General features: G+C 67.2%; 22 protein-coding genes and 1 pseudogene. 10 read left to right on the top strand and 13 right to left on the bottom strand.

Going from position 1 to position 23,975, the window contains the following annotated elements:
- The 3 genes and pseudogenes from NN4_RS34955 to NN4_RS34965 form a co-directional block, all read right to left on the bottom strand.
- Positions 1-205: pseudogene (locus tag NN4_RS34955) on the bottom strand (hypothetical protein); the annotation flags it as partial.
- 260 nt (positions 206-465) lie between these two features.
- Entirely contained in the window at positions 466-3,147 is a 2,682-nt protein-coding gene (locus NN4_RS34960) for a DUF6049 family protein (protein ID WP_222595228.1), read from the bottom strand.
- The gene (locus NN4_RS34965) at positions 3,144-3,680 is read right to left on the bottom strand and encodes an NUDIX hydrolase (RefSeq protein ID WP_147140230.1); all 537 of its coding nucleotides are present in this window, start codon (positions 3,678-3,680) and stop codon (positions 3,144-3,146) included. Before NN4_RS34965 ends, NN4_RS34960 begins: the two co-directional genes overlap by 4 nt.
- Before the next feature lie 158 nt (positions 3,681-3,838).
- Between NN4_RS34965 and NN4_RS34970 the strand changes: the two genes are divergently transcribed.
- Positions 3,839-5,299: a CCA tRNA nucleotidyltransferase gene (locus NN4_RS34970; protein ID WP_147140232.1), complete on the top strand. Its 1,461-nt coding sequence runs from the start codon at positions 3,839-3,841 to the stop codon at positions 5,297-5,299.
- Here NN4_RS34970 and NN4_RS34975 read toward each other — a convergent pair.
- On the bottom strand, positions 5,296-6,111 hold the full coding sequence (locus NN4_RS34975; protein WP_147140234.1) for a hypothetical protein: 816 nt from the start codon (positions 6,109-6,111) through the stop codon (positions 5,296-5,298). The two genes, NN4_RS34970 and NN4_RS34975, sit on opposite strands and share 4 nt — an antisense overlap.
- 167 nt (positions 6,112-6,278) lie before the next feature.
- On the opposite strand from NN4_RS34975, the gene NN4_RS34980 reads away from it, so the two are divergent.
- Both NN4_RS34980 and NN4_RS34985 read left to right on the top strand, forming a co-directional pair.
- Positions 6,279-7,034: a LamB/YcsF family protein gene (locus NN4_RS34980; protein WP_147140236.1), complete on the top strand. Its 756-nt coding sequence runs from the start codon at positions 6,279-6,281 to the stop codon at positions 7,032-7,034.
- A 31-nt stretch (positions 7,035-7,065) separates the two neighbouring features.
- Positions 7,066-7,755, top strand: coding sequence for a 5-oxoprolinase subunit B family protein (locus NN4_RS34985; protein ID WP_147140238.1), 690 nt, complete (start codon positions 7,066-7,068; stop codon positions 7,753-7,755).
- A 13-nt stretch (positions 7,756-7,768) separates the two neighbouring features.
- Here the strand turns inward: NN4_RS34985 and NN4_RS34990 are convergent, their stop codons facing one another.
- Entirely contained in the window at positions 7,769-9,244 is a 1,476-nt protein-coding gene (locus tag NN4_RS34990) for a glycoside hydrolase family 183 protein (RefSeq protein ID WP_147140293.1), read from the bottom strand.
- Between the two features lie 259 nt (positions 9,245-9,503).
- Between NN4_RS34990 and NN4_RS34995 the strand changes: the two genes are divergently transcribed.
- A complete protein-coding gene (locus NN4_RS34995; protein ID WP_222595229.1) occupies positions 9,504-10,160 on the top strand; it encodes a hypothetical protein in 657 nt (218 codons plus the stop codon).
- On the opposite strand, the gene NN4_RS35000 is transcribed toward NN4_RS34995, so the two are convergent.
- Together NN4_RS35000 and NN4_RS35005 are read right to left on the bottom strand one after the other, a co-directional pair.
- Positions 10,153-11,490: an MFS transporter gene (locus tag NN4_RS35000; RefSeq protein WP_147140295.1), complete on the bottom strand. Its 1,338-nt coding sequence runs from the start codon at positions 11,488-11,490 to the stop codon at positions 10,153-10,155. The two genes, NN4_RS34995 and NN4_RS35000, sit on opposite strands and share 8 nt — an antisense overlap.
- 67 nt (positions 11,491-11,557) lie before the next feature.
- Positions 11,558-12,022: an NUDIX hydrolase gene (locus NN4_RS35005; RefSeq protein WP_147140243.1), complete on the bottom strand. Its 465-nt coding sequence runs from the start codon at positions 12,020-12,022 to the stop codon at positions 11,558-11,560.
- A gap of 325 nt (positions 12,023-12,347) precedes the next feature.
- On the opposite strand from NN4_RS35005, the gene NN4_RS35010 reads away from it, so the two are divergent.
- A complete protein-coding gene (locus NN4_RS35010) occupies positions 12,348-13,133 on the top strand; it encodes a pirin family protein (protein WP_147140297.1) in 786 nt (261 codons plus the stop codon).
- A 187-nt stretch (positions 13,134-13,320) separates the two neighbouring features.
- Positions 13,321-13,815, top strand: coding sequence for a DUF4190 domain-containing protein (locus tag NN4_RS35015; protein WP_107653480.1), 495 nt, complete (start codon positions 13,321-13,323; stop codon positions 13,813-13,815).
- A gap of 3 nt (positions 13,816-13,818) precedes the next feature.
- Here the strand turns inward: NN4_RS35015 and NN4_RS35020 are convergent, their stop codons facing one another.
- Positions 13,819-14,328: a hypothetical protein gene (locus NN4_RS35020; RefSeq protein ID WP_147140245.1), complete on the bottom strand. Its 510-nt coding sequence runs from the start codon at positions 14,326-14,328 to the stop codon at positions 13,819-13,821.
- A gap of 140 nt (positions 14,329-14,468) precedes the next feature.
- Here NN4_RS35020 and NN4_RS35025 point away from each other — a divergent pair, with 140 nt between their 5' ends.
- The 4 genes from NN4_RS35025 to NN4_RS35040 all read left to right on the top strand — a co-directional run bounded on the left by NN4_RS35025 (position 14,469) and on the right by NN4_RS35040 (position 18,472).
- Positions 14,469-15,320 (top strand): helix-turn-helix domain-containing protein, encoded by an 852-nt coding sequence (locus NN4_RS35025; RefSeq protein ID WP_147140247.1) that lies wholly within the window; start codon positions 14,469-14,471, stop codon positions 15,318-15,320.
- Positions 15,321-15,329: 9 nt separating this feature from the next.
- Positions 15,330-15,710 carry a DUF397 domain-containing protein gene (locus NN4_RS35030; protein ID WP_147140249.1) on the top strand — a complete coding sequence of 127 codons (381 nt, stop codon included), beginning with the start codon at positions 15,330-15,332 and terminating at the stop codon, positions 15,708-15,710.
- Positions 15,711-15,780: 70 nt separating this feature from the next.
- Entirely contained in the window at positions 15,781-17,820 is a 2,040-nt protein-coding gene (locus NN4_RS35035; RefSeq protein WP_147140251.1) for a M13 family metallopeptidase, read from the top strand.
- Positions 17,821-17,977: 157 nt separating this feature from the next.
- Positions 17,978-18,472 carry an SRPBCC family protein gene (locus NN4_RS35040; protein WP_147140253.1) on the top strand — a complete coding sequence of 165 codons (495 nt, stop codon included), beginning with the start codon at positions 17,978-17,980 and terminating at the stop codon, positions 18,470-18,472.
- A 43-nt stretch (positions 18,473-18,515) separates the two neighbouring features.
- On the opposite strand, the gene NN4_RS35045 is transcribed toward NN4_RS35040, so the two are convergent.
- From NN4_RS35045 to NN4_RS35065, 5 genes are all read right to left on the bottom strand, one after another.
- Complete coding sequence (locus NN4_RS35045; RefSeq protein WP_147140255.1) at positions 18,516-19,595, bottom strand: ABC transporter ATP-binding protein; 1,080 nt, start codon at positions 19,593-19,595, stop codon at positions 18,516-18,518.
- Between the two features lie 70 nt (positions 19,596-19,665).
- Positions 19,666-20,994 carry an ABC transporter substrate-binding protein gene (locus NN4_RS35050; protein WP_147140257.1) on the bottom strand — a complete coding sequence of 443 codons (1,329 nt, stop codon included), beginning with the start codon at positions 20,992-20,994 and terminating at the stop codon, positions 19,666-19,668.
- A 16-nt stretch (positions 20,995-21,010) separates the two neighbouring features.
- Positions 21,011-21,877 carry a carbohydrate ABC transporter permease gene (locus NN4_RS35055; protein WP_147140259.1) on the bottom strand — a complete coding sequence of 289 codons (867 nt, stop codon included), beginning with the start codon at positions 21,875-21,877 and terminating at the stop codon, positions 21,011-21,013.
- Positions 21,874-22,803: a carbohydrate ABC transporter permease gene (locus NN4_RS35060; protein WP_135234139.1), complete on the bottom strand. Its 930-nt coding sequence runs from the start codon at positions 22,801-22,803 to the stop codon at positions 21,874-21,876. The genes NN4_RS35055 and NN4_RS35060 overlap by 4 nt, the downstream gene beginning before the upstream one ends.
- A gap of 172 nt (positions 22,804-22,975) precedes the next feature.
- Positions 22,976-23,893 (bottom strand): L,D-transpeptidase, encoded by a 918-nt coding sequence (locus NN4_RS35065; RefSeq protein ID WP_240771590.1) that lies wholly within the window; start codon positions 23,891-23,893, stop codon positions 22,976-22,978.
- Between the last annotated feature and the right edge of the window lie 82 nt (positions 23,894-23,975).

Raw genomic sequence — 23,975 nt, forward strand, 5'->3', positions numbered from 1 at the left:
GCCACGGCTGCGGCGGCCCCGACGGCCTGCTGATCTTCGGGACGCGCGGCGGGGGCGGATCGTAGGGCCCGGCGTTCATGTCCGGGTCCTCGGCCTCCGCCTGTGGCGGTAGCCGTTCCCACGGGGCAACGGGCGCCCGACGGGCCGGTGGGCCGTCGCGCCGATCGGAGCCGGGCCGATGCGCCGATGAGTCATCGTCGCTCATCATGCCTCCTGCGCCCGGCGCGACGGTGCATCCCGGTCGGCTCGGCGAGCGGCGTCCACGCTGAATCGCTCACCGTTCCTCCTGGTAATGCCCATCACTCGCACCACCCCTGCGCCGGTGCGAGCTTTCCGCGATTGTCCTCCACTCTGCCACTGTGGTTTGGCGGACGTCCAAATCCGGTAGCAGCGGGCGCTGTTCGCCGGGCCGGACCGGGTCGAGCGATCGAACGGGACACAACGGGGGCGCTAGCTCACCGTCCCTCACTGTGCCTCCTGATGCTCCTGCTGTATGACTCGTTGCTTGGCGCGCCGGTACCGATTGACTCGACGCCGGGTGCTCGGGTCGAAACCTTCGTCGGCCGGATCCGGCTGACCGCGGAACCGGCGCCACAAGCGGCGTCCGGCCAACAGGAACAGCAGTATTCCGGCACATGCGGTAATTATTGCCAGGGCCTGACCATAGGCGTTCGAACGAACCGAAACAGAGGTGGCATTCCCCAGCGGAATGCCGTCGGGTGTGGTAAGGGATATCGGAATCACCAGGTTACGGCTGTCGCTCACCTCGGTCGGGATTTGGAACGAGCGTGTCCCCTTCGGCGGCAGCTGTTGCTCGTCGATATCGGTGATCTTCGTCTCGGCGGGGGCCTCGATGCGGAATTTGATCCGGACCGACACGGGCAAATCGTTACGCGCGACCAGCAGCAACGGGCTCTGTTCCGAGGCGAGGGTGTACACGCCGCCTGGCGGCAGCACGGTAACCGAGTTATAGATCTTGTCCATTGCCCGCGTCGTCTGATCGATCCGCCGCTGCGCGAAGGTGTCCGCCTGAGTGGCGTCGCCGGTCCGCCGATCGGACAGGCTCAGCACCCGGATCAGGTCGTCGCGCAGGGGATCGAGGAACTGGCGTGGCGTCGGTTCGGAGTCCGGCACCTCGACCAGTGCGCGCATCAGCTCACTGATCCGGCGTCCCTGGTCGCGCACCGGCGCCAGGAACCGGTCCGGTACCGCGTCTTCGGCAGCCTGCGGCAGATAGTCCAGCTCGTAGGGGCGCGGGTCGGCGGGTTGCTCGACCAGCGCCTGGAACGGACGTGGCGTCGCGAGGTTGCCGCGCACCAGCAACTCGAGCTGGCGCAGCAACGCGGTGCCCTCGTCCTTGCTCGCGCTCCACTGCTGCGGCGGGACGAGCAGCAGCGAACGCGGCTGATCCGGTTGTGGATTGAGCGCGCTCCAGGAGATCGCGCCCAATGCGTCCTGCAACCGGGCGACACGGGAGTCGTTGGTGACCTCGTAGCGGACCTTGGCAGGGGTGAACGACGGGGTCGGCGGATTCGAGCCGACCGCGGCGAGCGCAGTCGCGGACCAGATGTCGAAGGTCGCCACATGCAGCGACGGATCGACGGCCGGGGCGGGCGGATTCCCATTCGGCGGCGGGTCGGCGGCGGGCGGGGTGGCCGCGGCAAGCGGTGCCGGTGGCACGGCCGCGGTCACCTGAGGCAGTCGCACGACGTCCGGGCCCGCGGGTGGCGTGGTCAGGCTCCCGGTGCTTTGCAGCGCGGTGGACCTGCTCTTGCTGTCGCCGCGGCTGATGGTCGACCGGGTCAGCTCGGACGTGCCCGCCGTGCCCTCCGCCGCGACGGCGGTGTCGGCGAGTACCGCGGTGCTGAATCCGTGACCGCGCAACAGGACTCCCGCGCCGCCATCGATGGTGCCCGCGTCCGGCAGGCTCACCCCGCGCACCGACTTCGTCACCAGGATCGAGTCGACGATCTCAGCGGGCGCGTTCATCGCCCGCGCCGAGAGGTCCGGATCGTTCACCGCCGCCAGCGCGGCGAGATCCACCTGCGCGAACGGCAGCGCCACGGTGCACATCGAGCCCGCGAGCGCGCGCAACCGGTCCAACCACGTCTGGGCCTGCGCCGAGCCGGTACCCGGCCGGGTCGCGCCGTCCGGATCGGACGGGCTGGCCAGCACCCGGTAGCCCTTGGTCATCGCCTGCACGGTGACCAGCAGATCGGGGTCGACCGCCAGGCACACCGAGGCGGCGAGCGCGCGATCACGCAGGGGCGAGGTGTCGAACACCGTCTCCAACGCGCCGAGCAACTGGTCCAGGCGACCGCCCTTGGCGAGCGACGCGGCCAGCTCGTCGTCGGTGAGTTCGACCTTGCGGTCCGGCGATCCGGGGATGCCCGCCACCATGCGCGGCCGGTCGGCCAGCGGCCACAGCAGCGTCGTCGCGACCGGCGCGTCGGTCGGCGCGGTGACCGCCTCCGCCGCATCGGCGTCTTTCGAGGCGGGTGGCACGCCGAGCACCGGCAGCAGGAACCTGGCGTCGTCGAGCCGGGCCGGATTGCCGTAGTCCGGTTTGCCGTTCACGTTCAGCAGCAGCGGGTACACGCCCGGTTCGCTGATGCGCAGCGACGGTGCGCCGGTCCCATCCGGGCGCAGCGGGATGGTCACGGTGAATTTGGTGCGCTCGCCCTTGTCGAGCTGCGTGGCGACCTCTTCGAACTCACCGAACACGTCGTAGTTGATCTGATCCTGCTGCAAGGTGGCGCGCAGATCGCCCGGCGTCGCGACCGCGGCCGCCCGCTGCACCCGGACGGTGACGCCGGAGACCATGCGATCGCCGATGTTGGTGACCGTGCCCGAGACCGTGAGGGTCCGATCGCTGGTGGTGGTCACCGCGGTCGGCGTCACCGAATCCAGCGACAGCTTCAGGAAGGATTTGGCCGCCGAGCCGGAGCCGGTGGGCTGTGCCTGCGCGGCGGCAGGCGCCAGGATCGGCAGCGTCGATGCCGAACCCAGGATGGTCAGGGCCGCCACGATGATCCGGAACAGTGCCGACTGTGCGCCACGGGTCCGTCGCTCGGGGCGCGGCGCATCTGCCGCCCGGCCACCGCCCCCCACGGAATCGCTGTGCGATGCCGAAAAGTCTGGGGTCATCGCTTGCGGGTCTCCATCCGGTCGATCAGCTTGTTCGCCACTTCGGCCAGGCGGCGTTCGTCCGCGTAGGCCAGTCGAGAATTCAACTCGCTCAACGGCACCCACGCCACCTGGGTGACTTCCACATCGGCGTCGGACAATTCGCCGCCGGTGGAACGCAGTAGATAATGATGCACCGTTTTGTGTACCCGCCGACCATCGGTGACGAACCAGTAATCGATGCTGCCCAGCTCCGCCACCACCACGCCGTTGATGCCGGTCTCCTCGGCCACTTCACGGATCGCGGTTTGCTCGGAGGTCTCCCCCTCTTCGATGTGCCCCTTCGGCAGCGACCACAGCAACCGTCCGCGCCGGTCCGTTCGTCCGATCAGCGCCGCGCTGCGCTTCTCCCGCGGACCGTCCAACCCGTCCACGACAAGCCCGCCAGCTGAGGTTTCCCGCACCGTACGCATGCGTGGTTTCGCCGCGTTGGCGGCCGAACCGCGGCGCCGAGGCTGGCGGCGTCGACTGTTCGCACGATCGGCCGGAGACACCAAAACATCCTACTGTGCGCATTTGCCAAACCTTCGTCACGGCGCTGAACTCGCCCACCCGTCGCTCGACCACCACCCCGCAGCGAATCGCTCCCCGATGCTGCTATATCCAGCAGCGCCGCAGGCGCCGCAAATGACACTCGGTAAGCTGCTGATTCGTGGTTTCGACCGAGTCCGAGGACGCAGAGCTGGATAGACGTACCCGATTGCTGGCTGCGGCGGCGGTGACGTTGGGCAGGCTGTCCGATGTGCTGGAACCGCTCGGCGCGATGTTCGCGGCGCGGGGGCACGAGTTGTATCTGGTCGGCGGCAGTGTCCGCGACGCGGTGCTCGGGCGACTCGGCACGGATCTGGACTTCACCACCGACGCGCGCCCGGAGCAGGTGCAGGAGATGCTGCGCGGCTGGGCCGATCATCTGTGGGACACCGGTGGTTTGGCGTTCGGCACGGTGAGCGGGTCGAAGGGCGGCCAGCAGCTGGAGATCACCACCTTCCGCAGCGACAACTACGACCGGGTTTCGCGCAATCCCGAGGTCACCTTCGGTGACAATCTCGAGGACGACCTGGTGCGCCGCGATTTCACCGTCAACGCGATGGCGGTGCGGATCGGCGCGGACGGTGCGCTCGACTTCGTCGACCCGCTGGGCGGGATGGACGCGCTGCTCGCGGGCGTGCTGGATACGCCTGCGGCGCCCGAGGATTCGTTCAACGACGACCCGCTGCGCATGTTGCGCGCGGCCAGGTTCGTCGCCCAGCTCGGCTTCGAGCTGCAGCCGCGGGTGCACACGGCGATCACCGCGATGGCCGAGCAGATCGACCGGATCACCGCGGAACGGGTCCGGGTGGAGCTGGACAAGCTGATCGGCGGCCTGCACCCGATCGACGGCATCAACATCATGTGCGAGACCGGCCTGGCCCAGCGGGTGCTGCCGGAGGTGCCCGCGATGAAGCTGGAGATCGACGAGCACCACCAGCACAAGGACGTCTACTGGCACTCGCTCACTGTGCTCCAGCAGGCCATCGATCTGGAGGACGGCGACCCGGACCTGGTGTTGCGCTGGGCGGCGCTGCTGCACGACATCGGCAAGCCGGACACCAAGCGCAACGAGCCGGGCGGCGGCGTCAGCTTCCATCACCACGAGGTGGTCGGCGCGAAGATGGTGCGCAAGCGGATGCGGGCGTTGAAGTATCCGAAGCAGTTCACCGAGGACGTGGCCCGGCTGGTGTTCCTGCACTTGCGTTTCCACGGTTACGGGAAGGGGCAGTGGACCGATTCCGCGGTGCGCCGCTACGTGACCGACGCCGACGACCTGCTCCCTCGCCTGCACAAACTGGTCCGCGCCGACTGCACCACCCGTAACAAGCGCAGGGCCGCGGCGTTGCGCAGTACTTATGACGAGCTGGAGTCACGGATCGCGAAGTTGCGCGAGCAGGAGGATCTGGCGAAGGTCCGCCCCGATCTGGACGGCAACGCGATCATGGAATTGCTCGGCCTGCCACCGGGTCCCGAGGTCGGTAAGGCGTGGCGATTCCTGAAGGAGCTGCGGCTCGATCGCGGCCCGATGACCCGCGACGAGGCGGAGGCGGCCTTGAAAGAGTGGTGGAAAGCCCAGGCCTAGAAAATGATCAGCGTGGTTCCGGCGACGATCGCGGACCGGATCTGCGCCAGATCGAAGGACCCGGTGATCTCGGGCAACTCGATCCGGAAACGCACCAGGTCACCGTCGCGAGTGGCGTGCACGATGCGCGCTTGATTCGGTAGTTGTTCCAGCAGCAGCGCGGGCGTGCCGATCATGCGGCGCGGTATCCGCAGGCCCAGCCAGCTGGCTCGATGGAGTTCCACGGTGACCCGGTTGTCGGTCACCGAGGCGTCCACCAGCGCGGTCAGCCGCCGATGCCGGTGTTTGGCGCGGATCAGGCCGCCGGGGTCGACGTCGAGGACCCAGTCCAGCGGCTGGCTGTTGATCCAGCCGACCAGCGCGGCCGTGGTGACCGTGCCGTCGAGGTCGAGTTGCGCGGCCCGCACCCTGGTCGGCACGCCGGGAACCAGGCGGACGCCGTGCGCGATCACCGTCACGGCCTCGATCGGATGGTCGTCCCAGCGCAGCCGGGACAGCACCGTCTTGGTCTGGAAGTGCGCGCCGCGCCTGCGGACCTTCAGCACCTGCAGGGTGGCGTGCAGATCGTGCCCGAGCAGGGTCGCGCTGACCTCCTGCCCACCGAATCGGCTGAGGATGCCCTCGCTGAGCACGGTCATCAGGGCGTCCGGCATCAGCGCCGTCACGGTGCCCGCGCCGAGGTCGGCGCCCGCGTCCACCCAGGAGGTGGTGACGGCGATCCATTGCTCCAGCCAGGACTGCTCGAACAGGCGCTTGCCGAGATCGACGGCCCGCAGCGGCGACCAGGACTTCGGATCGAAATACGTGGCCATGATTGATCCGAGCGTACTGGCCGACGCCGGACTCGACCATCGTGCTGTGACCCAGGTCGCGGCGGTCCGGGAGCAGAACCCGCTGAGCAGGCGTTCTTGCTTGTGGAACACCGTGCCGACGAGAATCGAAGTGCTGTCTACAACACACCGCCACGGAAAGGGTGCATATGCCGCTGGATCTGAACAGTGATCTCGGCGAGGGCTTCGGTCCGTGGCAGATGGGCGACGACGCGGCGATGCTGGACATCGTCACCAGTGCCAACATCGCCTGCGGATTCCACGCGGGTGACCCCTCGATCATGCGCCGGACCTGCGCGCTGGCCGTCGAGAAGGGGGTCCGGATCGGCGCCCACGTCGGCTACCGCGACCTGGCCGGATTCGGCCGCCGGGAGATCACCATGGACCCCGCCGAGCTGCGCGACGAGGTGCTGTATCAGATCGGCAGTCTCGGCGCGTTCGCCAAGGCCGCGGGCGATCGGGTGCGGTACGTGAAACCCCATGGTGCGCTCTACCATTCGGCCGCGCGCGAGCGGCGGTTCGCGGACGCGGTGCTGGCCGCGATGCTCGACTACGACCCGGAGCTCGCACTGCTCGGCCCGGCCGACAGCGAGTTGGCGCACGCGGCCGCGGCGGCGAAGGTGCGCTTCGTCGGCGAGGGATTCGCCGATCGCGCGTACACGCCGGCCGGTACGCTCGCCAAGCGTGGCCTGCCCGGGGCCGTGCTGGACACCGATGCCGCGGTCGCGCAGGCGGTTTCGATCGCCATGTCGGGCTCCGCGCGCACGGTCGACGGGTCCGGTGAGGTCGCGGTGCAGGCGGCGAGCCTCTGCGTGCACGGCGATACGCCCGCCGCGGTCGAGATGGCCCGGCTCATCCGCACCGCCCTGGACGAGGTCGGGGTGCCGGTCGAACCGTTCGTCTGAGCATGATCTTCCGGACGCGGGGCGCGGGGCGATGACGGACCCTGGTGAGGTCGACCCGGATCGGCTGATCCGGGCGGCCGGTGATTGTGCGCTGCTCATCACCCCGTCCCGGCACGACGACGTGGTGAAACTCGCTGCGGCACTCCGCGCGCGCCCCCTGGACGGTGTCTGCGACATTCTGCCCGCCGCGGAAACCGTTCTGGTGACACTGCTTTCACCGGAGCACGCCGACTCCGTCCGCCAGCGGCTCGCCGCGTCGTTGCGCGCGCTTCGACAGCCTGCGGCAGAGCAGGATTCGGACATTGTTTCCCGTGGAACACTGTCGGACAACGATTCTCCGGACGATCCGCTGGTCATTCCGGTGCACTATGACGGCGCCGATCTCGCCGAGGTCGCGCGGCTGCTCGGGATCAGCGAAGCGGAGGTGGTCGCCGCGCACACTGGGACGGTCTGGCAGTGCGCGTTCGTCGGATTCGCCCCGGGCTTCGGCTATCTGGAGTCACCGGACGGCCGGTTGACCGTGCCGCGGCGCCCGCAGGCCCGCACCACCATCCCGGCCGGCGCGGTCGCGCTGGCCGGTGGGTACACGGCGGTGTATCCACGCAGCACGCCTGGCGGCTGGCATCTCATCGGAACCACCGACCTGCGGATGTGGGACGTGGACCGCGATCCGCCCTCGTTGACCCGCGCGGGCGGTTTCGTCCGGTTCGTCGAACAGTAGGGCTCGGCCGAGCTCAGTTCGGCGAATCCAGCTGGGCGTGCATGAGATACACGTTGTAGCTGTCCCAGGACGAGAGGGTGAAGTACACGTCCGTGCCGGTCGACCAGGGATGGATGAAGCCGCCGTAGGACTTCGGATAGTCAGCGGTGGAGACGAGCTGCACCGGCTCGGTCCAACTACCCTGCGGTTCGGCGGCATTGCGCAGCACGATGGCATTGCGGCCGGAGTCGAGATATACCATCTGCCACTGCGCGTTGTCCCGGTCGTAGCGCACCGACAACTCACTGGCCAGGCCGAGGAACAATGGAGTGGCCTGATTCTCCGCCGCGGGCGCCCAGCTGCCGTTCACCCAGTACTGGTAGGCCGACTTGTTGAGCACCTCGGCTTTCGGCACCCGGGCCAGCCCGACCACCCCCATGCGGCCATTGGGCGTGCCGAACATATAGACATGCTCACCGTGCGGCACCATCGCCGCGACCTGGAAGCGACCGACCCCGAAGACGTTGTCCCACTTGGCGTGCTGATCCTTGATCCAGGTGCGGCCGTTGTCGTCGGAGTAGGCGAGGCCGCCGTAATTGTTCGCCCACATGCCGGGGATGCGACTCCACCGATTCACCGACATATAACTCAGATACTGCCGGCCGTCGAGGGCGAATCCGGAGGTCGGAATGGTGGTGGTCTCCCAGTTCTTGAGTTTGCGGCTGCTCAGGATCTCGGCGGCGTGGCAGTGGCTGTCCTGCACCATGCTGTCCAGCGAAAGGCCGTCGGACAGTTCGCGATCGGTGCTGTAACCCAGGACGTTGCTGCGCCAGTCCTGGTGGTCCTCCCCCGCGCCACCGACCTGCCAGCCTTCGCCGAAGGTGTCGCCGAACGCGACGGCGACCTCGCCCGGCTTGGTCTCCCACATCACGCCGAGGTCGGTGCCGTCCACCTGCCAGCGCAGATCGGTGCGGTTCGGCGAGCCGTGCCCGGTGATCTGACCGGTCAGCTCCACCGATGTGACGCGCGGCTCGGCCACCGCCGGGGCGAGCGGGCCTGGCTCGGCCGGGTGCACCACCGGCGGTGGCGCGGGCTGCGGTGCGTCGCCGGTGCCGCCGGGCACCGGTATCGGGATGGGTTCGATCTCGGGTTCGATCTCGATGCGCGGCACCCTGATCGGCTCGCCGGCCGCGTTCGGGCGGGCACCGGTGTCCGGAACCGGGCTCGGATCAGGTTCCACCTCAGGCGGTTTCGAGATGTCGCGTATTTCGGGGCACGGGTTCTGGCATGGATCGGCGGGCAGTGGACCGGCGTCGATCCTGGTGTTGTCCTGGGCCGGCCCGGGCACTGTGACCGGGGTGAGTTGCGGGATCGGCACCGGAATGACAATCCGGTCCGGCAGGGCGGGCTCGAGATCGAGTTTGCGTGGATCGAAACCGACCTCACCGCAACTGTTCACTGGTGGCGGCTCCCACGGCAACGGAGTCGCGTGAGCGATCGGTCCGGGCATGGTCAACAACCCGCCGAGGACAATGCCGAAGAGGGCGGGCGCACTCGGGGATTTGCCGCCGAATTGATTCGTCACGGTAGCCGGGCCTGCTATTCGGCGACCAGGGTACGCGGAGACAGCCGGGTTCCCCACCCGTCTAGCAGGTTTCGCGGATCCTCGAGATTCTGCGCCGGAAATCCCATGGCTGACTGACTCCTGTCGAATCGGGCCGAAGCGAAAGAAAACCTACCGGAATCATCTGTGCGAAATAGGGAACCGAATGTCGGTCGCGCGCGTCCAAACAGATATGAACGAGATCGAGTACGTGTTCGGCACGGGCGACGGCCCGGTACACGTCTGGTCCAGCGAAGCCGATCTGGAACTGGCCCGTTCCGGCACGGCCGACGCGGTGCAACTGGACTTCGACGGCGACGGTCTCGCCGACGACGCCATGTGGGATACCGCCGGATCCGGCATCGCCGACGTGGCGGCCCTCGATCTGGACGACGACGGCGTCCTCGACCACTTCTATACCGATCCGACCGGGCTCGGCACCTGGAATCACCACATCACCGGTAGTACGGCCGACGCGGTCAGCGAACCGCTGGACTGGATCGTGCGCACCGATCACGTCGACGCCGAGCAGCATGCCGTCCCGGCCGATGCCGGTGCCACACAGCCGGAGCGGCTATCCGAGCCGCCGGGCTGCGACGACGAACCGCTACCGCGAACCGATCATCCCGCTACGACGATGGACGAGCTACCGGGAACCGATCACCCAGCCGCAACGACGGATGACCTACCGGGAACCGATCAGCCCGCCGCGACGGCAGACGAGCTACTGCCGCAAGACAATCCGGTCGACCTACCCGACTACCTCGTCCAGCGAATGAATCCCACCAGCCGCCACCTGGACGACGATCCGACCATTACTTGACTTCACCGATATTCTTCGGCCGCCGCTGCGCATTGACCGCGATGGCGGCAATACCAGCACAATAGATTCCGGCACCCGTCAGAATCACCGGCAACGACCGCCCATCGTCCGGAACAACCAGTGCCGCAGCGGCAATCGCCACGATGAACGCGATATTGAAGACCGTGTCCTGCAACGCGAATACCTGCCCACGGCGCGCATCATCGATATCGATCTGCATCACTGCGTCGCCGGTCAGCTTGATCGTTTGTCCCGCCAGCCCGAGCAGGAACGCCCCGACCAGCAACAGCTGATGTGCGCGTGGCACCGCCGAGCCGGCCTCGGCGAGGGCGATCGGCGTGACCAGCGTCAGCTGCACCATCGTCGCCGTCACCAGCCCGGCCACCACCGTCTTCGACCGTCCGAGCCGCGGAATCAACAGCGGCGCAACGACGGCCGCCACCAGCATGCCCGCCGCGATGGCGGCGATGGCCACGCCGAAACCGAGCAGCCCGCTGTCCAACGCCGAACCTTCGGCAGGCGCCTGACGCAGCACCAGCACCATGATCAAGGTATTGATGCCGAACACGATGCGGTGCGTGCCGATACCCAGCATCGCGGTGGTCACCTGCACCGACTCCCACACCGCCGTCGCGCCGGTGCGCAGTCCGGTGGCGATGGCGTGGACTGTGCTCTCGCTCTCCGCCGTGTCCGCGTCCGGCCCGAGCACCCGAGGCGCGAACCCGGCCGCCAGCAGGGCGCTGACCACCGGCCCGACGCAGCTCACCGCGACCGCGACCGCCGAGGCGAAGTCGCCCGCGCCGATCAGCCCGATCACCGCCACCGAGGTGGCCGCGCCGACCCCGGCACAGCCCGAGGCCACCGTGGCGAGCACCGAATTCATCGGCACCAGCCAGTGCTGGTCGAGCACTCGCGGCAGCGCCGCCGACACCCCCGACAACACGAACCGGCTGATCCCCACCACCGCCAGCGCCAGCAACAGCAGCGGCGTCTCCCCGACGCCCGCCAGCAATCCCGCGCACACCAGCGCGATCAACGCCGCCCGCGTCACGTTCGCCACCAGCAGCACGGCGCGCCGATCCCACCGATCCAGCAGCGCCCCCGCATACGGCCCGATCAGCGAGTACGGCAACAACAGCACCGCGAAACCCGCCGCGATGGCCAGCGGATCGGTCTGTCGCTCGGGATTGAACAGAATCGCCCCCGACAGCGCCGCCTGGAACATGCCGTCGCCGAACTGACCCGTGAATCGCACGAGGGCCAGGCGCAACACCCCGGGACTTTCCCGCAGCGCGGTCCACAGCGGCTGCGGCCGCTCGTCCGAATTAATGGAGCTCTCCGAGCGACCAGTGGTGGACACGCGGTGAGGCTACTGGTTTCGGGGTGATCACGCCGAATCAGTGCGAGTCGGCGACCAGCGCGCTGACCGCTTCGCGCATGTCCGGTGCCATCGGCAGCCGTTCGAGGGCGTCGGCGTCGATCCAGGCGAACGCGTCGTGTTCACCGGGTTCCAGGGCCACCTCGCCCGGTTCGACATCCACCACGAAGCTGTACTTGCGCACCCTGGCCTTGGTTCGGGTGGCGTAGTCGATGCCGCCGAGGAAGTCGGTGATGCGGCGCACCCGCAGGCCGGTTTCCTCGAACAGCTCACGCGCGACGCATTCGGCGAACGTTTCGCCGGATTCGACTCCGCCGCCGGGTAGTTCGTACATGCCGCCGTGATAGTCGTCCGGGACCCGGCGCACCACCAGAAGTTTGCGGTCGCGGAACACCGCGACGCCGACGACGAAATGGGCGATGCCGTCGCGGTGGGCCTCGCTGCGAAGTTGTCGCTCGATGCGCGTGAGCGTCTCGGGTCGCATCTCGTCGTCACCTCCGGTTGCGTTGCGGCGCATCATGTTACGAATCACGCATGAGTGTGGCACCGGCCGATGTCCGGCCCGCCGGCGAGGTCACCTATCGGTTCGGCGGACCGGTAGGTTCTGCTCGCCCGACGTTCACCCGCTGGTCGCTCGCGTAAAATGCCGAGTGCAGGACAATTTACTAGGAATGTGGAGTACCGCCACGGATGTGCTCCTACCCTGAAAGGTGATCGGTGCACGGTCCCGAGAGGAGGACCATGATGTCCACACTCACGCCTGCGCCTCGCCGGCGCTCGGCTTCGGCGTGCGCGCCGCACACGGCGACATGATTCCCTCACTTCGTTCGCTCATGACACCACACATCGACGTCCATCGAGCAGGCGATCGCATGAAGACGCGGGTTTCCTGGCTGGATTCGAAGCATTCGTTCTCGTTCGGGGAGCACTACGATCCCGAGAACACCCACCACGGCCTGCTGCTCGTCAACAACGAGGATGTGGTGTCCCCCGGTCAGGGCTTCGACACGCATCCGCACCGGGACATGGAGATCGTCACCTGGGTGCTCGGCGGCAGCCTGGTGCATCAGGACTCGCTCGGCCACAGCGGCATCATCTATCCGGGGTTGGCCCAGCGGATGAGCGCGGGCACCGGCATCCTGCACTCGGAGAAGAACGACGCGTGGCGCATCGACGGCGCCGAGCACGACGAGCCGGTGCATTTCGTGCAGATGTGGGTGGTTCCCGACGAGCCCGGCCTGACGCCCGGCTATCAGCAGCTCGAGATCGATGACGCACTGGCGGGGGGCGGTCTGGTCACCGTGGCCGCGGGCCTGCCGCGCTACCGCGATCGCACCGCCATCGCCGTCAACAGCAGCCACGCGGCGTTCCACGTGGCCAGGATGACCGGCGATCCGGACGTCGCCATCGATCTGCCGGACGCTCCCTACCTGCACGTCTTCGTCGCGCGTGGTGAGGTGGAGATGGAGGGTGTCGGCACCCTGGACGAGGGCGATGCGGTCCGGCTGACCAGAAGCGGCGGCCAACGGGTGATCGCGCACCGGCCGTCGGAGATCCTGGTGTGGGAGATGCACGCGCGGTTGGGCGCCCAATAGGCCGGTCGCGGAATTCGGGGTGGCCACCCGCGCGCCTACGGAGCGGACTCCGTCGGGCTGCGACAAAATGGGCATACCTCGCATTAACATCCGCTCGTAGCGCATGCGATCAGTAGGCGATCCTCGCGTACCCACCGGACACCTGGTCCGGACCGAGCGACGCGAGGCACCGACGGAGAGGAAATCCATGTCGCAATACCCGCCTCCCGGCCAGTACCCCCCGCCGCCCGGGTACCCGCCGCCGCCCGGCCAGCAACCCGGGCAGCCGGCGTACTGGCAGGAGTCGCCGAAGGGTAAGGGCCTGGCGATCACCACGCTGGTGCTCGGCATCCTCGCGTTGCTCAGCTTCTGGACGCTGGTGGGCGGCTATCTGTTCGGCGCCTTCGCCGTCATCTTCGGTGTGGTCGCGCTGGTAAAGACCCGGTCGGGTCGCGCGGGCGGCACGGGGATGGCGATCACCGGTCTGGTCCTGGGTGCGCTCGGCTTGATCGGCGCCATCGTGGTCACCGTCGTCGGCTACAGCTTCTTCGTCAACAGCGGCGGCAAGGACTTCGTCGACTGCGTGAACAAGGCGGGCGGCGATCAGTCCAAGATCGACGCGTGCGAGAGCGAATGGAACCAGCGGCTCGAGGACAAGTTCAGCGTCACGCTGACCCCGCCGCCCGTCCCCACGCCGCGCTGACGCTTACCCTCCGCTGATCGCCGCGCAGGCTCGGGTGGCGGCCAGCACGTCGCCGAGCTCGCGGCGAAAGTCGCGCTCCGGCGCGGCGATCCACTTGCGGTAGCCGGTGCCCTCGTCGGTGGGCGAGGGCAGCACGATGTGGCTGCCGGGCAGCGCGACCGCGGCGCAGACCCGGAACAGGTCGGCGAACAGTTCGGTGTCCAGATACGAGTTGTCGGTCGGGCCGGTCAGGAAGGTCCACCGGTCCGAGCGCGGATGCGCGATGATCGGGCCCGGCCGATCCTCGGGAGTGGTCTCGATCAGGCGGGCACGCACCCGGCGGCCCAGTGCGGCGGGCATGACGACCGCGCCAACCGCGCCTACTTCCAACATGATTCGGCCGAGCGCGGGGTCGACGACGCCGTAGAGGCCGTGGTCCTTGCGGTAGCTGCGACAGCGGGCGATGGCGTCCTGCATCGTCGCGTAGTCGGAGGACGCCGGATAACTGCCTGCTTCAGTGCGGGACAAACTCATGACGAACCTCGCCTCGATGCGGGTGGATCGCGTGAACTGGGTGAGAATCGACCGCTGAGCCCAGACCCTAATGCTGTGCAAGTGGGTTGACAATAGTCACACGCCGTCGCCCTGGTCGCGCGGCGGTACGATCGCCAGTCATGGCACCCGTCTCGCCCGCCGTTGCCCGCTGGGAACTGGTGCTGCGGCTGCGGGAGCTGCGCGAACAGCGTGGCTTCGACTCCGCGGGCTTCGCCAAACTGGTCGGCTTCACCCCGGCCAACTGGTCGCACGTGGAGAAGGGCCGACGCGTGCTCACCACCAACACCATCGGCCCGGTGCTCGAGCTGCTCGAGGTGGAGGCCGAGGAACGCGCGGAACTGCTCGCCCTGCTGGACGCCAGTAAGCAGCGCGGCTGGTGGACCAAGTCGTCCGCACTGATCGGCCCCGAGCTACAGCGGTTGTACGGCATGGAATACGGCGCGCAGAGCATCCGCAGCTACGACAGCCTGGTGGTGCCGGGACTGTTGCAGACCGAGGCCTACGCCAGGGCGCTGATCAGTGCCGATGTGATGATCCGGCCGGTCCAGGTGGAGCAGCTGGTCGCCATCCGGCTGCGCAGACAGGAGCGGCTGCGCGGCAGCGAGCCGGTCGAGCTGACCGCGGTGATCGGCGAGGGCACGCTGCTGCAACAGACCGGCGGACCGGATGTGCTGCGCGGGCAACTGATTCACCTGGCCGAGCTGATCGACGAACTCGACACCGTCGAGGTGCGGGTTATCCCGTTCGCGGCCACCGCGGGTGCGGTGCTCGGCGGGTCGAGCTTCCATCTGATCGACTTCGCCGGCGAGCAGCTGCCGACCTTCGGCTGGGCGGAGAGCGCCGTCTTCGGCGGGGCGGTGGACGACCCGGAACTGGTCCGCGATCTGAGCTTCGCGTACGTGCGCGCACAGGAACAATCGCTGCCGCATGACGAGTCATCGACCCTGATCAGGACGTATGCCCAGATGTAAAATCCTGCCATGGCCCCCACCGCTACTCCCCGGTCGGTTTTCACTGACTGGTTCCGGTCGACTCGATCGAACAACGGCAATCAATGTGTCGAGGTCCGCTTCGACGGTGACGCGGTGCTCATCCGTGACAGCAAGTACCGCCGTGATCCGGCCCACCGCCCCGCCGACGAGCCCATCATCACCGTCACCGCGCGCGAATGGTCCGCGTTCCTCGATGCCCTCCGCACGGCGCACCGATCGCCCGGCGCGCTGACCGCGTCCACCGCCGCCGACGGGCACACCACGCTCCGGCACGGCACGACCGTCCTGCGCTACACCCCGCCAGAGTGGGACGCCTTCCTGCTCGGCGTGCACGACGGCGAGTTCGACCGCACCGCACTCACCGTCTGAACGGGCGCCGACCTCCCTGAACAATTGACCGTCACCCCCGGCCGTTCGCGGCAGGCGGCCGACATCGCGCATGGTCGGCATACTGGAGATCGTGACTTCCGAGCTGACCAGTCCTTCCGGTATCGATCTGTCCTATCTCGACCAGGGCGTGCGGGCGCAGGACGACCTGTTCGCGCATGTCAACGGCAAATGGCTGGCCGACCACGAGATACCGGCCGATCGCGCGGTGGACGGCGCTCTGCGCACCCTGTACGACCAGGCCGAGCGTGACGTTCAGGTGATCATCCAGAACGCGGCCGCCGAGCAGGCGGAGCCGGGCAGCGATGCCCGCAAGATCGGCGACCTGTTCACCAGCTTCATGGACACCGAGACGGTGGCCGCGGCCGGCCTCGCGCCGATCTCGGCGGAGCTCGCCGCCATCCACGAGGTCGCCGACCGGAGCGCGTTCGCGGCGCTGCTCGGCACGTTGCAGCGGACCGGCGTCGGCGGGGCGATCGGCTGCTACGTCGACACCGACGACAAGAACTCCACCCGCTATATCGTGCACGCCACCCAGTCCGGCATCGGCCTGCCCGACGAGTCGTACTACCGTCAGGACGAATCCGCCGAGATCCGCACGGAGTACATCGCGCATATCGGCCGCATGTTCGCGCTGGCCGCCGCCGATCCACGCACCGCCGCGCTGCTGCCGCAGGAGCTGGACACGGTCGGGCAGCGGGTGTTCGAGCTGGAGCGCAAGCTCGCCGCCGGGCACTGGGACGTGGTCCGCCGCCGCGACGCCGAACTCAGCTACAACCTGACCACCTTCGACGCGCTGGTCGCCGACTACCCCGCATTCGATTGGGCGGCATGGACTTCGGCGCTCGCCGCGGGCGTCGACCGACCCGGTCCCGAGTTGTTCGCCGAAGTCGTTGTCCGCCAGCCGGATTACCTGCGTACCTTCGCCGAGGTGTGGTCCGAGGAGTCGCTGGCCGACTGGCAGGCCTGGGCCGCCTGGCGGCTGCTCCGTTCGCGCGCACCGTATCTCACCGATGCCGTGATCGAGGAGAACTTCGGCTTCTACGGCCGCACGCTGACCGGCGCCCAGGAGAATCGGGAACGCTGGAAGCGCGGGGTCTCCCTGGTGCAGGACCTGCTCGGCGAGGCGGTCGGCAAACTGTATGTGGCCGAGCGTTTCCCGCCCGAGGCCAAGGCCAAGATGATCGAACTGGTCGGCAACCTGCAGGAGGCCTACCGCCGCAATATCGCCCAGCTGGACTGGATGGGACCCGATACCAGGGCGGCGGCGCTGGCCAAGCTGGAGAAGTTCACCCCGAAGATCGGCTACCCGGACAAGTGGCGCGACTATTCGGACGTGCTGATTGATCCTGCCGACCTGGTCGGCAATTACCGCAACGGCAATGCCGCCGATCACGACCGCGACCTGCGCAAGCTCGGCGGCCCGGTCGATCACGACGAATGGTTCATGACCCCGCAGACCGTGAATGCCTACTACAACCCGGGCATGAACGAAATCGTCTTCCCCGCCGCCATTCTGCAGCCGCCGATGTTCGATATGAACGCCGACGACGCCGCCAATTACGGCGGCATCGGCGCAGTGATCGGCCACGAGATCGGGCACGGTTTCGACGATCAGGGCGCCAAGTACGACGGCGACGGCAACATGGTCGACTGGTGGACCGATGACGACCGCACCGAATTCGGCAAGCGCACCAAGGCCTTGATCGACCAGTACAACGTGCTCTCGCCGAAGGACCTGCCCGACGAGCACACCGTCAACGGTGAATTCACCATCGGTGAGAACATCGGCGACCTCGGCGGCCTGTCCATTGCCCTGCAGGCCTACCGGATCTCCCTCGACGGCGGCGAGGCCCCGGAGATCGACGGTCTCACCGGTCTGCAGCGCGTCTTCTTCGGCTGGGCGCAGGTCTGGCGCACCAAGGCTCGTCCCGAGGAGGCCATCCGCAGGCTCACCGTCGACCCGCACTCGCCGCCGGAATTCCGCTGCAACGCGGTCGTCCGCAATATCGACAGCTTCCACGAAGCCTTCGAGGTGCAGCCCGGCGACGCCCTTTATCTGGATCCGGCGCAGCGCGTCAAGATCTGGTAGCCGCGGTAGGCGCGAGCATTACCGAGCAGGTAGTGTTCGCGCCATTCTGCGTCTAATTGCCGCCAGAGCAGCGACTTTTCGGATATCGATCCGTACTGTCGGCCGTGCACCGGAGGACGGCGGGCTCCCGCTTATACGGTCGACAAAGGGAGAGCTCATGGCGAGCGATATGTTCTACAGCGGGCCGGATCTGGCGACGCTGCACCGCGAGTACGCAGCCGAGGGCCGCATCGATGACGCCGCGCCGATCCGTAGTTCGCACGAGATCGTGATCGAGGCGCCCGCGGCGCGGGTGTGGGCCGTCGTTTCCGATGTACGGAACTGGCCGAGTTGGTATCCGGGCTTCGAACTGAAATCGCTCAGCGAGGTGAGCCCGGGTGGGACGTTTCAGTGGAAGCTCGGCAGCGGCGCGGTGAGCTCCACGTTCGCCGTCGTCGCCGCGGACCGCGAACTGACCTGGTCCGGAAAGTCGTTGTGGATCAAGGCGATCGACCGGCATGTGCTCGAACCGCTGGACGACACCCGGACCAAGGTGACCGTGTCCGAGTCGATGGGTGGGCTGCTGCTGCCGCTGTTCTACAGCAACGACAAGGTGCGCAAAGTGCAGGAGGTGCGGCTGAGCGCGCTGAAGGCCGCGGCCGAAAAGGCCTGAGGTTCAACGGGACCGGCCGCACCCGGCGAGCCGGGGTACGCCGTCAGCGCAGGCGTTCCTCTGTTTCGGCGTCGAAGAAGAACACATCGTCCAGCTTGGGTCGCAACCGCAGCTGATCGCCGAGCGCCACCTGGAAGCGGCGGTCCACCCGGGCAACCACCTTGCCGGAGCGGCTGTTCCAGTCCTCGGCGATACCGTGGCTGTAGACGAACGACTCCGCGCCGAGTTCCTCGAGCAGTTCGGCGGCGACCGTGAGGCCGTCCTCGTCGGTGGTCACCTCCCACGACTCCGGGCGGATGCCGACCACCACCCGGTCGCCGGTTTTCGCGGTGCGCGGCAACGGGATACGCAGCTCGTCGAGGATCGCCGCGCCGTCGCGCACCGGTGCTTCCAGCAGGTTCATGCCCGGTGAACCGATGAACCCCGCGACGAAGGTGTTCACCGGGTTGTCGTACAGCTCGCGCGGTGCGGCGATCTGCTGCAGTTTGCCGTCGAGCAACACCGCGACCCGGTCGCCCATGGTCATCGCCTCGACCTGATCGTGGGTGACGTACACCGTGGTGGTGCCGAGCCGCTTCTGCAGCGCGGCGATCTGCGACCGGGTGCTGACACGCAGCTTCGCATCCAGGTTGGACAGCGGCTCATCCATGCAGAACACCTGCGGCCTGCGCACGATCGCTCGGCCCATCGCGACCCGTTGCCGTTGTCCGCCGGACAGTTTCGCCGGTTTGCGGTCGAGCAGGTGCTCGAGTTCCAGCATCTTCGCCGCCTCCTGCACCCGGACCAGGGTGTCGGCCTTGTTCATGCCCGCGTTGCGCAGGGCGAAGCCCATGTTCTGCGCGACGGTCATGTTCGGGTACAGCGCGTAGCTCTGGAACACCATCGCCACATCCCGGGCGCGCGGCGGCAGCCCGGTGACGTCCTTGCCGCCGATCAGGATGCGTCCTGCCTCCACCGACTCCAGCCCGGCCAGCATGCGCAGGCTGGTCGACTTGCCGCAGCCCGAGGGGCCGACGAGCACGATGAATTCCCCATCGGCGATGTCGATCTCCAGGCTGTCGACGGCGGGTGTCGGCGCACCGGGATACAGGTGCGTCACACCGTCGAACTGCACTGTGGCCATGGGCGTCGATCTCCTCGTGTGAACTCACGGTGGCGGCCACCCGGGGGTGACCGCCACCGAGGTGCGGGTATTACTTGGGCAGCTTCGGCGTGATCTGCCGGTCGATGATGGCCTGCAGCTCGCGGGTGACATTGGCGAAAACCGTGGCCGGATCGGCGTTCTGCAAACCGATCTGCTCCAGTCCGGTGCCGATGATCTTGTCGCCACCCGGCACGAACACCCGGGCGTAGTCCTGCGACTTGGTCAGCGGCAGCTGATCGATGGCGACCTTGGCGTTCGGGTTCTTCGCGAGGAAGTCCTGCTCGCTCGGGTCGGTGATCGCCGACTTGCGCACCGGCATGTATCCGGTGGTCTGCGAGAAGTACGCGGTGTTCGCCGGGTTGGTGATGAACTCGATGAACTTGAGCGCGTTCACCTTCCGGTCATCGGAGATGCGCGCCGGAATCGCCAGACCGGCGCCGCCGGTGGTGACGCCGGGCCCGTTCGGGTGCGGCAGGAACGCGGTGCCGAACTGCAGCTTGCCTTCCGCGTTCTGCTTGATGCCCTTGAGGTCACCGGTGGAGGCGATGGTGGAGGCGATGACGCCGGTGCCGAAATCGACCGCGATCTGCGGCTTGATGCCCGCGTACTTTTTGGTGTGGATCATGTCGCGCAAGAACTGGCCCGCCGCGATAGTGCCGGGGTCGGTGAACTTCAGCTGCCATTCATCGGAGTAGGCGCCGCCGAAGGTCCAGTTCGGCCCCTGGAAGGTCCAGGCCAGGTAATTTTCGGCGTTGCCCCAGCCGTGCGCGAGTTTGCCGTCGCCGACGACCGCCTGAATCTTCGGGCCCCACTCGTCGAACTCCGGCCAGCTGTTCGGACCACGGTCCGGCAGACCGGCTTTCGCCCAGACGTCCTTGTTGTAATAGAACAGCGGCGTCGAGCGGGAGTACGGCAGCGCGTAGTGCTTGCCGTTGAACAGGTAGTCCGCGGCCAGCGAGTCCACATAGTCGCCCAGCTTGACGCCCGCGTGCGCGAAGTGTCCGTCCAGCGGCTCGATGGAGCCGTTGAGAGCGTAGTTGAACCACCAGACATCGGACAGCACAACGACATCGGGCAGCTCGCCGCCGGAGAGGGCCGCGTTGAACTTCTGCGACACCTCCTCGTAGTTCTTGCCCGCGTCGATCAGGTTGACCTTCAGGTCGGGGAACTTCTCGTGGAAGCGCTTGATCAGCTCGGTTTCCTGATCCTTTGAGCTGCCGGGGTGGTTGGACCAGAAGTTGATGGTGTTCGCGTTGCCGGACTGCTTGGCGCCACCGCCGGTGCCCGCGCAGGCGGTGAGCGCGGCGCCCGCGGCGACGGCGCCGGCCAGCCCGATGAATCCGCGCCGGGACAGCGCGGGGAACTGAGAAGTGGACACGTGATTTCTCCTGTATCTAACCCTTGACCGCACCCGAGGTGAGGCCTTTGATCATGTGGCGCTGCAGCAGCAGGAACACGATGAGAATCGGCAGCATGGTCAGCAGCGTGCCCGACATCACCGGACCCCAGTTGGTGACGCTCGGGTTCTCGGTGTTCTGCAAGAGGGTCAGGCCGACCGGCAAGGTGGCCACCTCCGGACCGTCGGCCATCAGGAACGGCCAGAGGTATTCGTTCCACTCGTTGACCAGCGTGACCACCGCGAAGGCGACCATGGTCGGCCCGGACATCGGCAGTACCACCCTGGTCAGCAGCCGCCACCAGTTGGCGCCGTCCATCCGGGCCGCCTCGATCACCTCCGACGGCAGCGACAGGAAATGGTTGCGCATCAGGAAGGTTCCGAACGCGACGCCGCAGAGCGGAACGATGATGCCCACCAGGGTATTTCGCCAGCCGAGCTGCGAGACCAGCGCGTAGTTGGAGATCACGGTGATCTGGTTGGGCACCATCAGCGCCGAGATGATCACCAGGAACACCACCGACTTACCGGGGAACCGCAGGAACACCAGCCCGTACGCGCTGAACACGCCGAGCACGAACTTCACCGCGGAGACGACCGCCGTGACGATCAGCGAGTTGCCGAAGAAGGTCCAGAACGGCAGTTTGGTGGTGGCGTCCCGATAGTTCTCCGGGTGAAAGCTGTTCGGCCAGTACACCGCGGGCTGCACGTAGATGTCCGGGCGCGCCTTGAACGAGGTGATCACGATCCAGAACAGCGGCACGCCGACGATGATCAGCACGCACACCATGGCGGCGTAGCCGAGCAGCAGCACCCCGCGCTGGCGGCGTCGGTAGGAATCTGTCTCGGCGCCTGCGCTTTTCACTGCTCATTCCGATCCATGACGCGAACCTGCACCAGCGTGACGACCAACAGCACCAGGAACATGATGGTGGCCACGGTCGCGCCGTAGCCGGCGCGGAAGTTACGGAAGGACTCTTCGTACACCTGGTAGACCATGGTGGTGGTGCCGGTACCCAGCGGTCCGCCGCGGGTCATCACGTTGATGATGTCGAAGACCTGCAACGAATTCAGCAGCACCGTGATCGACAGGAAGAACGTGGTCGGGCGCAGCTGGGGCAGCAGCACCTTGGTGAAGGTGGTCCACCGGCCGGCTCCATCCATCTCGGCGGCCTCCATCAGCTCGGCCCGAACCCCTTGCAGCGCGGCCAGATAGATGACGAAGCTGTAGCCGAGGTTCTTCCAGATGTAGGTCACCGTCACCATGAACAGCGCCCAGTTCGGGTTCTGGTAGAAGTCCGGCACGGTGGCGACGCCGAAGCGGTGCAACACATCCTGGACCAGGCCGAAGCTCGGATCGAAGATGAACTGGAAGGCCACGCCGATGGCGGCGCCGGAGATCACGAACGGCGCGAAGATCGCCGAGCGGACCACATTGCGGCCGAACAGCTTCCGGTCCAGCAGCAGCGCGAGCGCGAGGCCGAGCACCATGCTGCCGACAACTGCCGCCAGCGTGAAAACCACCGTGTTGCTGACGATCTCCCAGGAGTCCGAGCGACCCCACCACTCCCGGTAGTTCGCTACCCCGATGAAGGTGGCCACCGGGTCGGAGATGTTCCAGTCGTAGAACGAGAGCCGGATGTTGTCGATCAACGGCCGATAGACGAACAGCGTGAGCAGCGCGAGATTCGGCACCACGAGGATCAGGAACAGGACGTAGTCCTGCCAGGGCCGGTTCCGCAAACCGCGTCCGCGCGGTTGGGGGAGTACACGTTCCGGCTTCGCTCGCACGCCGCGCACTCTACGGACAGGAGCAAACAGTCGGTTAACGCTGTCCGGCGGGGCACTGAACTTCTCGAGCACGCGCCCAGTGAATCAAGAAGCCGAACATCACGATCAGCAAATTGCTCAATTGATCGTAATGTTCGGCTTCGTGACGTGTCTTCAGTTGTGCGGGAAGGGCTTAGTTCCAGTCGCCGGCGAGGCCGTCGCTGGTGCCGATCGAGCCACCCTTGGTGTTCTCGATGATGACCGGGTCACCCTTGCGCGAGTTCTCCATGAACCACTTGGCGTTCTCGGTGCTCACGTTGAGGCAGCCGTGGCTGACGTTGGAGTTGCCCTGCTGGCCGACCGACCACGGGGCCGCGTGCACGAAGATGCCGCTGTTGGAGATGCGGGTCGCGTACTCGACCTCGAGCTTGTAGCCCTCGGGGTCGGTGGTCGGCACGCCGTAGGTGGACGAATCCATGATCATCTTGCGCAGTTGCTCGCCGACGATGTAGGTGCCGTTCGGGGTCTCGTGCTTGGTCTTGCCCATCGAGGTCGGCATCGTCTTCACCACCTCACCGTTGCGGGTGATGGTGATGGTCTTGGTGTTGTCGTCGGCCGTGCTGACGAACGCGTCGCCGATCTTGAAGGAGCTGCGCGTTCCGCCCGCCTCGACCTGCACGTCGGTGTTGTCCGGCCAGAAGTCGTTCGGCCGCCAGCGCACCTGCTTGTCACCGCGCCAGTAGAAGTGGCCCGGTGCGTCCTTCGAGGAGGTGACCTTGATGAACTTCTCGGCGGCGGCCTGATCGGCCACCGGCTCCTTGAAGTTGATGATGATCGGCTGGGCCACCCCGACCACCTCGCCGTCGGCGATGTTGATCGACGGCGGCGCGAAGTTCGGCTGCTGTGGCGCCGGGTCCTGCGCCGAACCGGCCGATCCGGAGCCGAGTCCGGGGAACGGTTCAGCGTCGGCGGGCGCGACGAGCAGAACGCCCGCCGCGATCGTCGCGGACAACAGGGCGCCCGCCCGCAGCCTGCGGGTCAGCTGTGCTCCCCGGCGGTGGGCAGGTAGCGACCCGGTGTGCGAAGCGGCATGCATAGGTTTCTCGTCCATTCCATCTCTCGGCGCACGCGCACAGGCGCACGCGTGTCTCGAGATCTCTCATCGGCGTGAAGCAGGCAGGGCTGCCCCACGG

It is taken from the genome of Nocardia ninae NBRC 108245 (genome assembly GCF_007990755.1).
Lineage (GTDB): Bacteria > Actinomycetota > Actinomycetes > Mycobacteriales > Mycobacteriaceae > Nocardia > Nocardia ninae.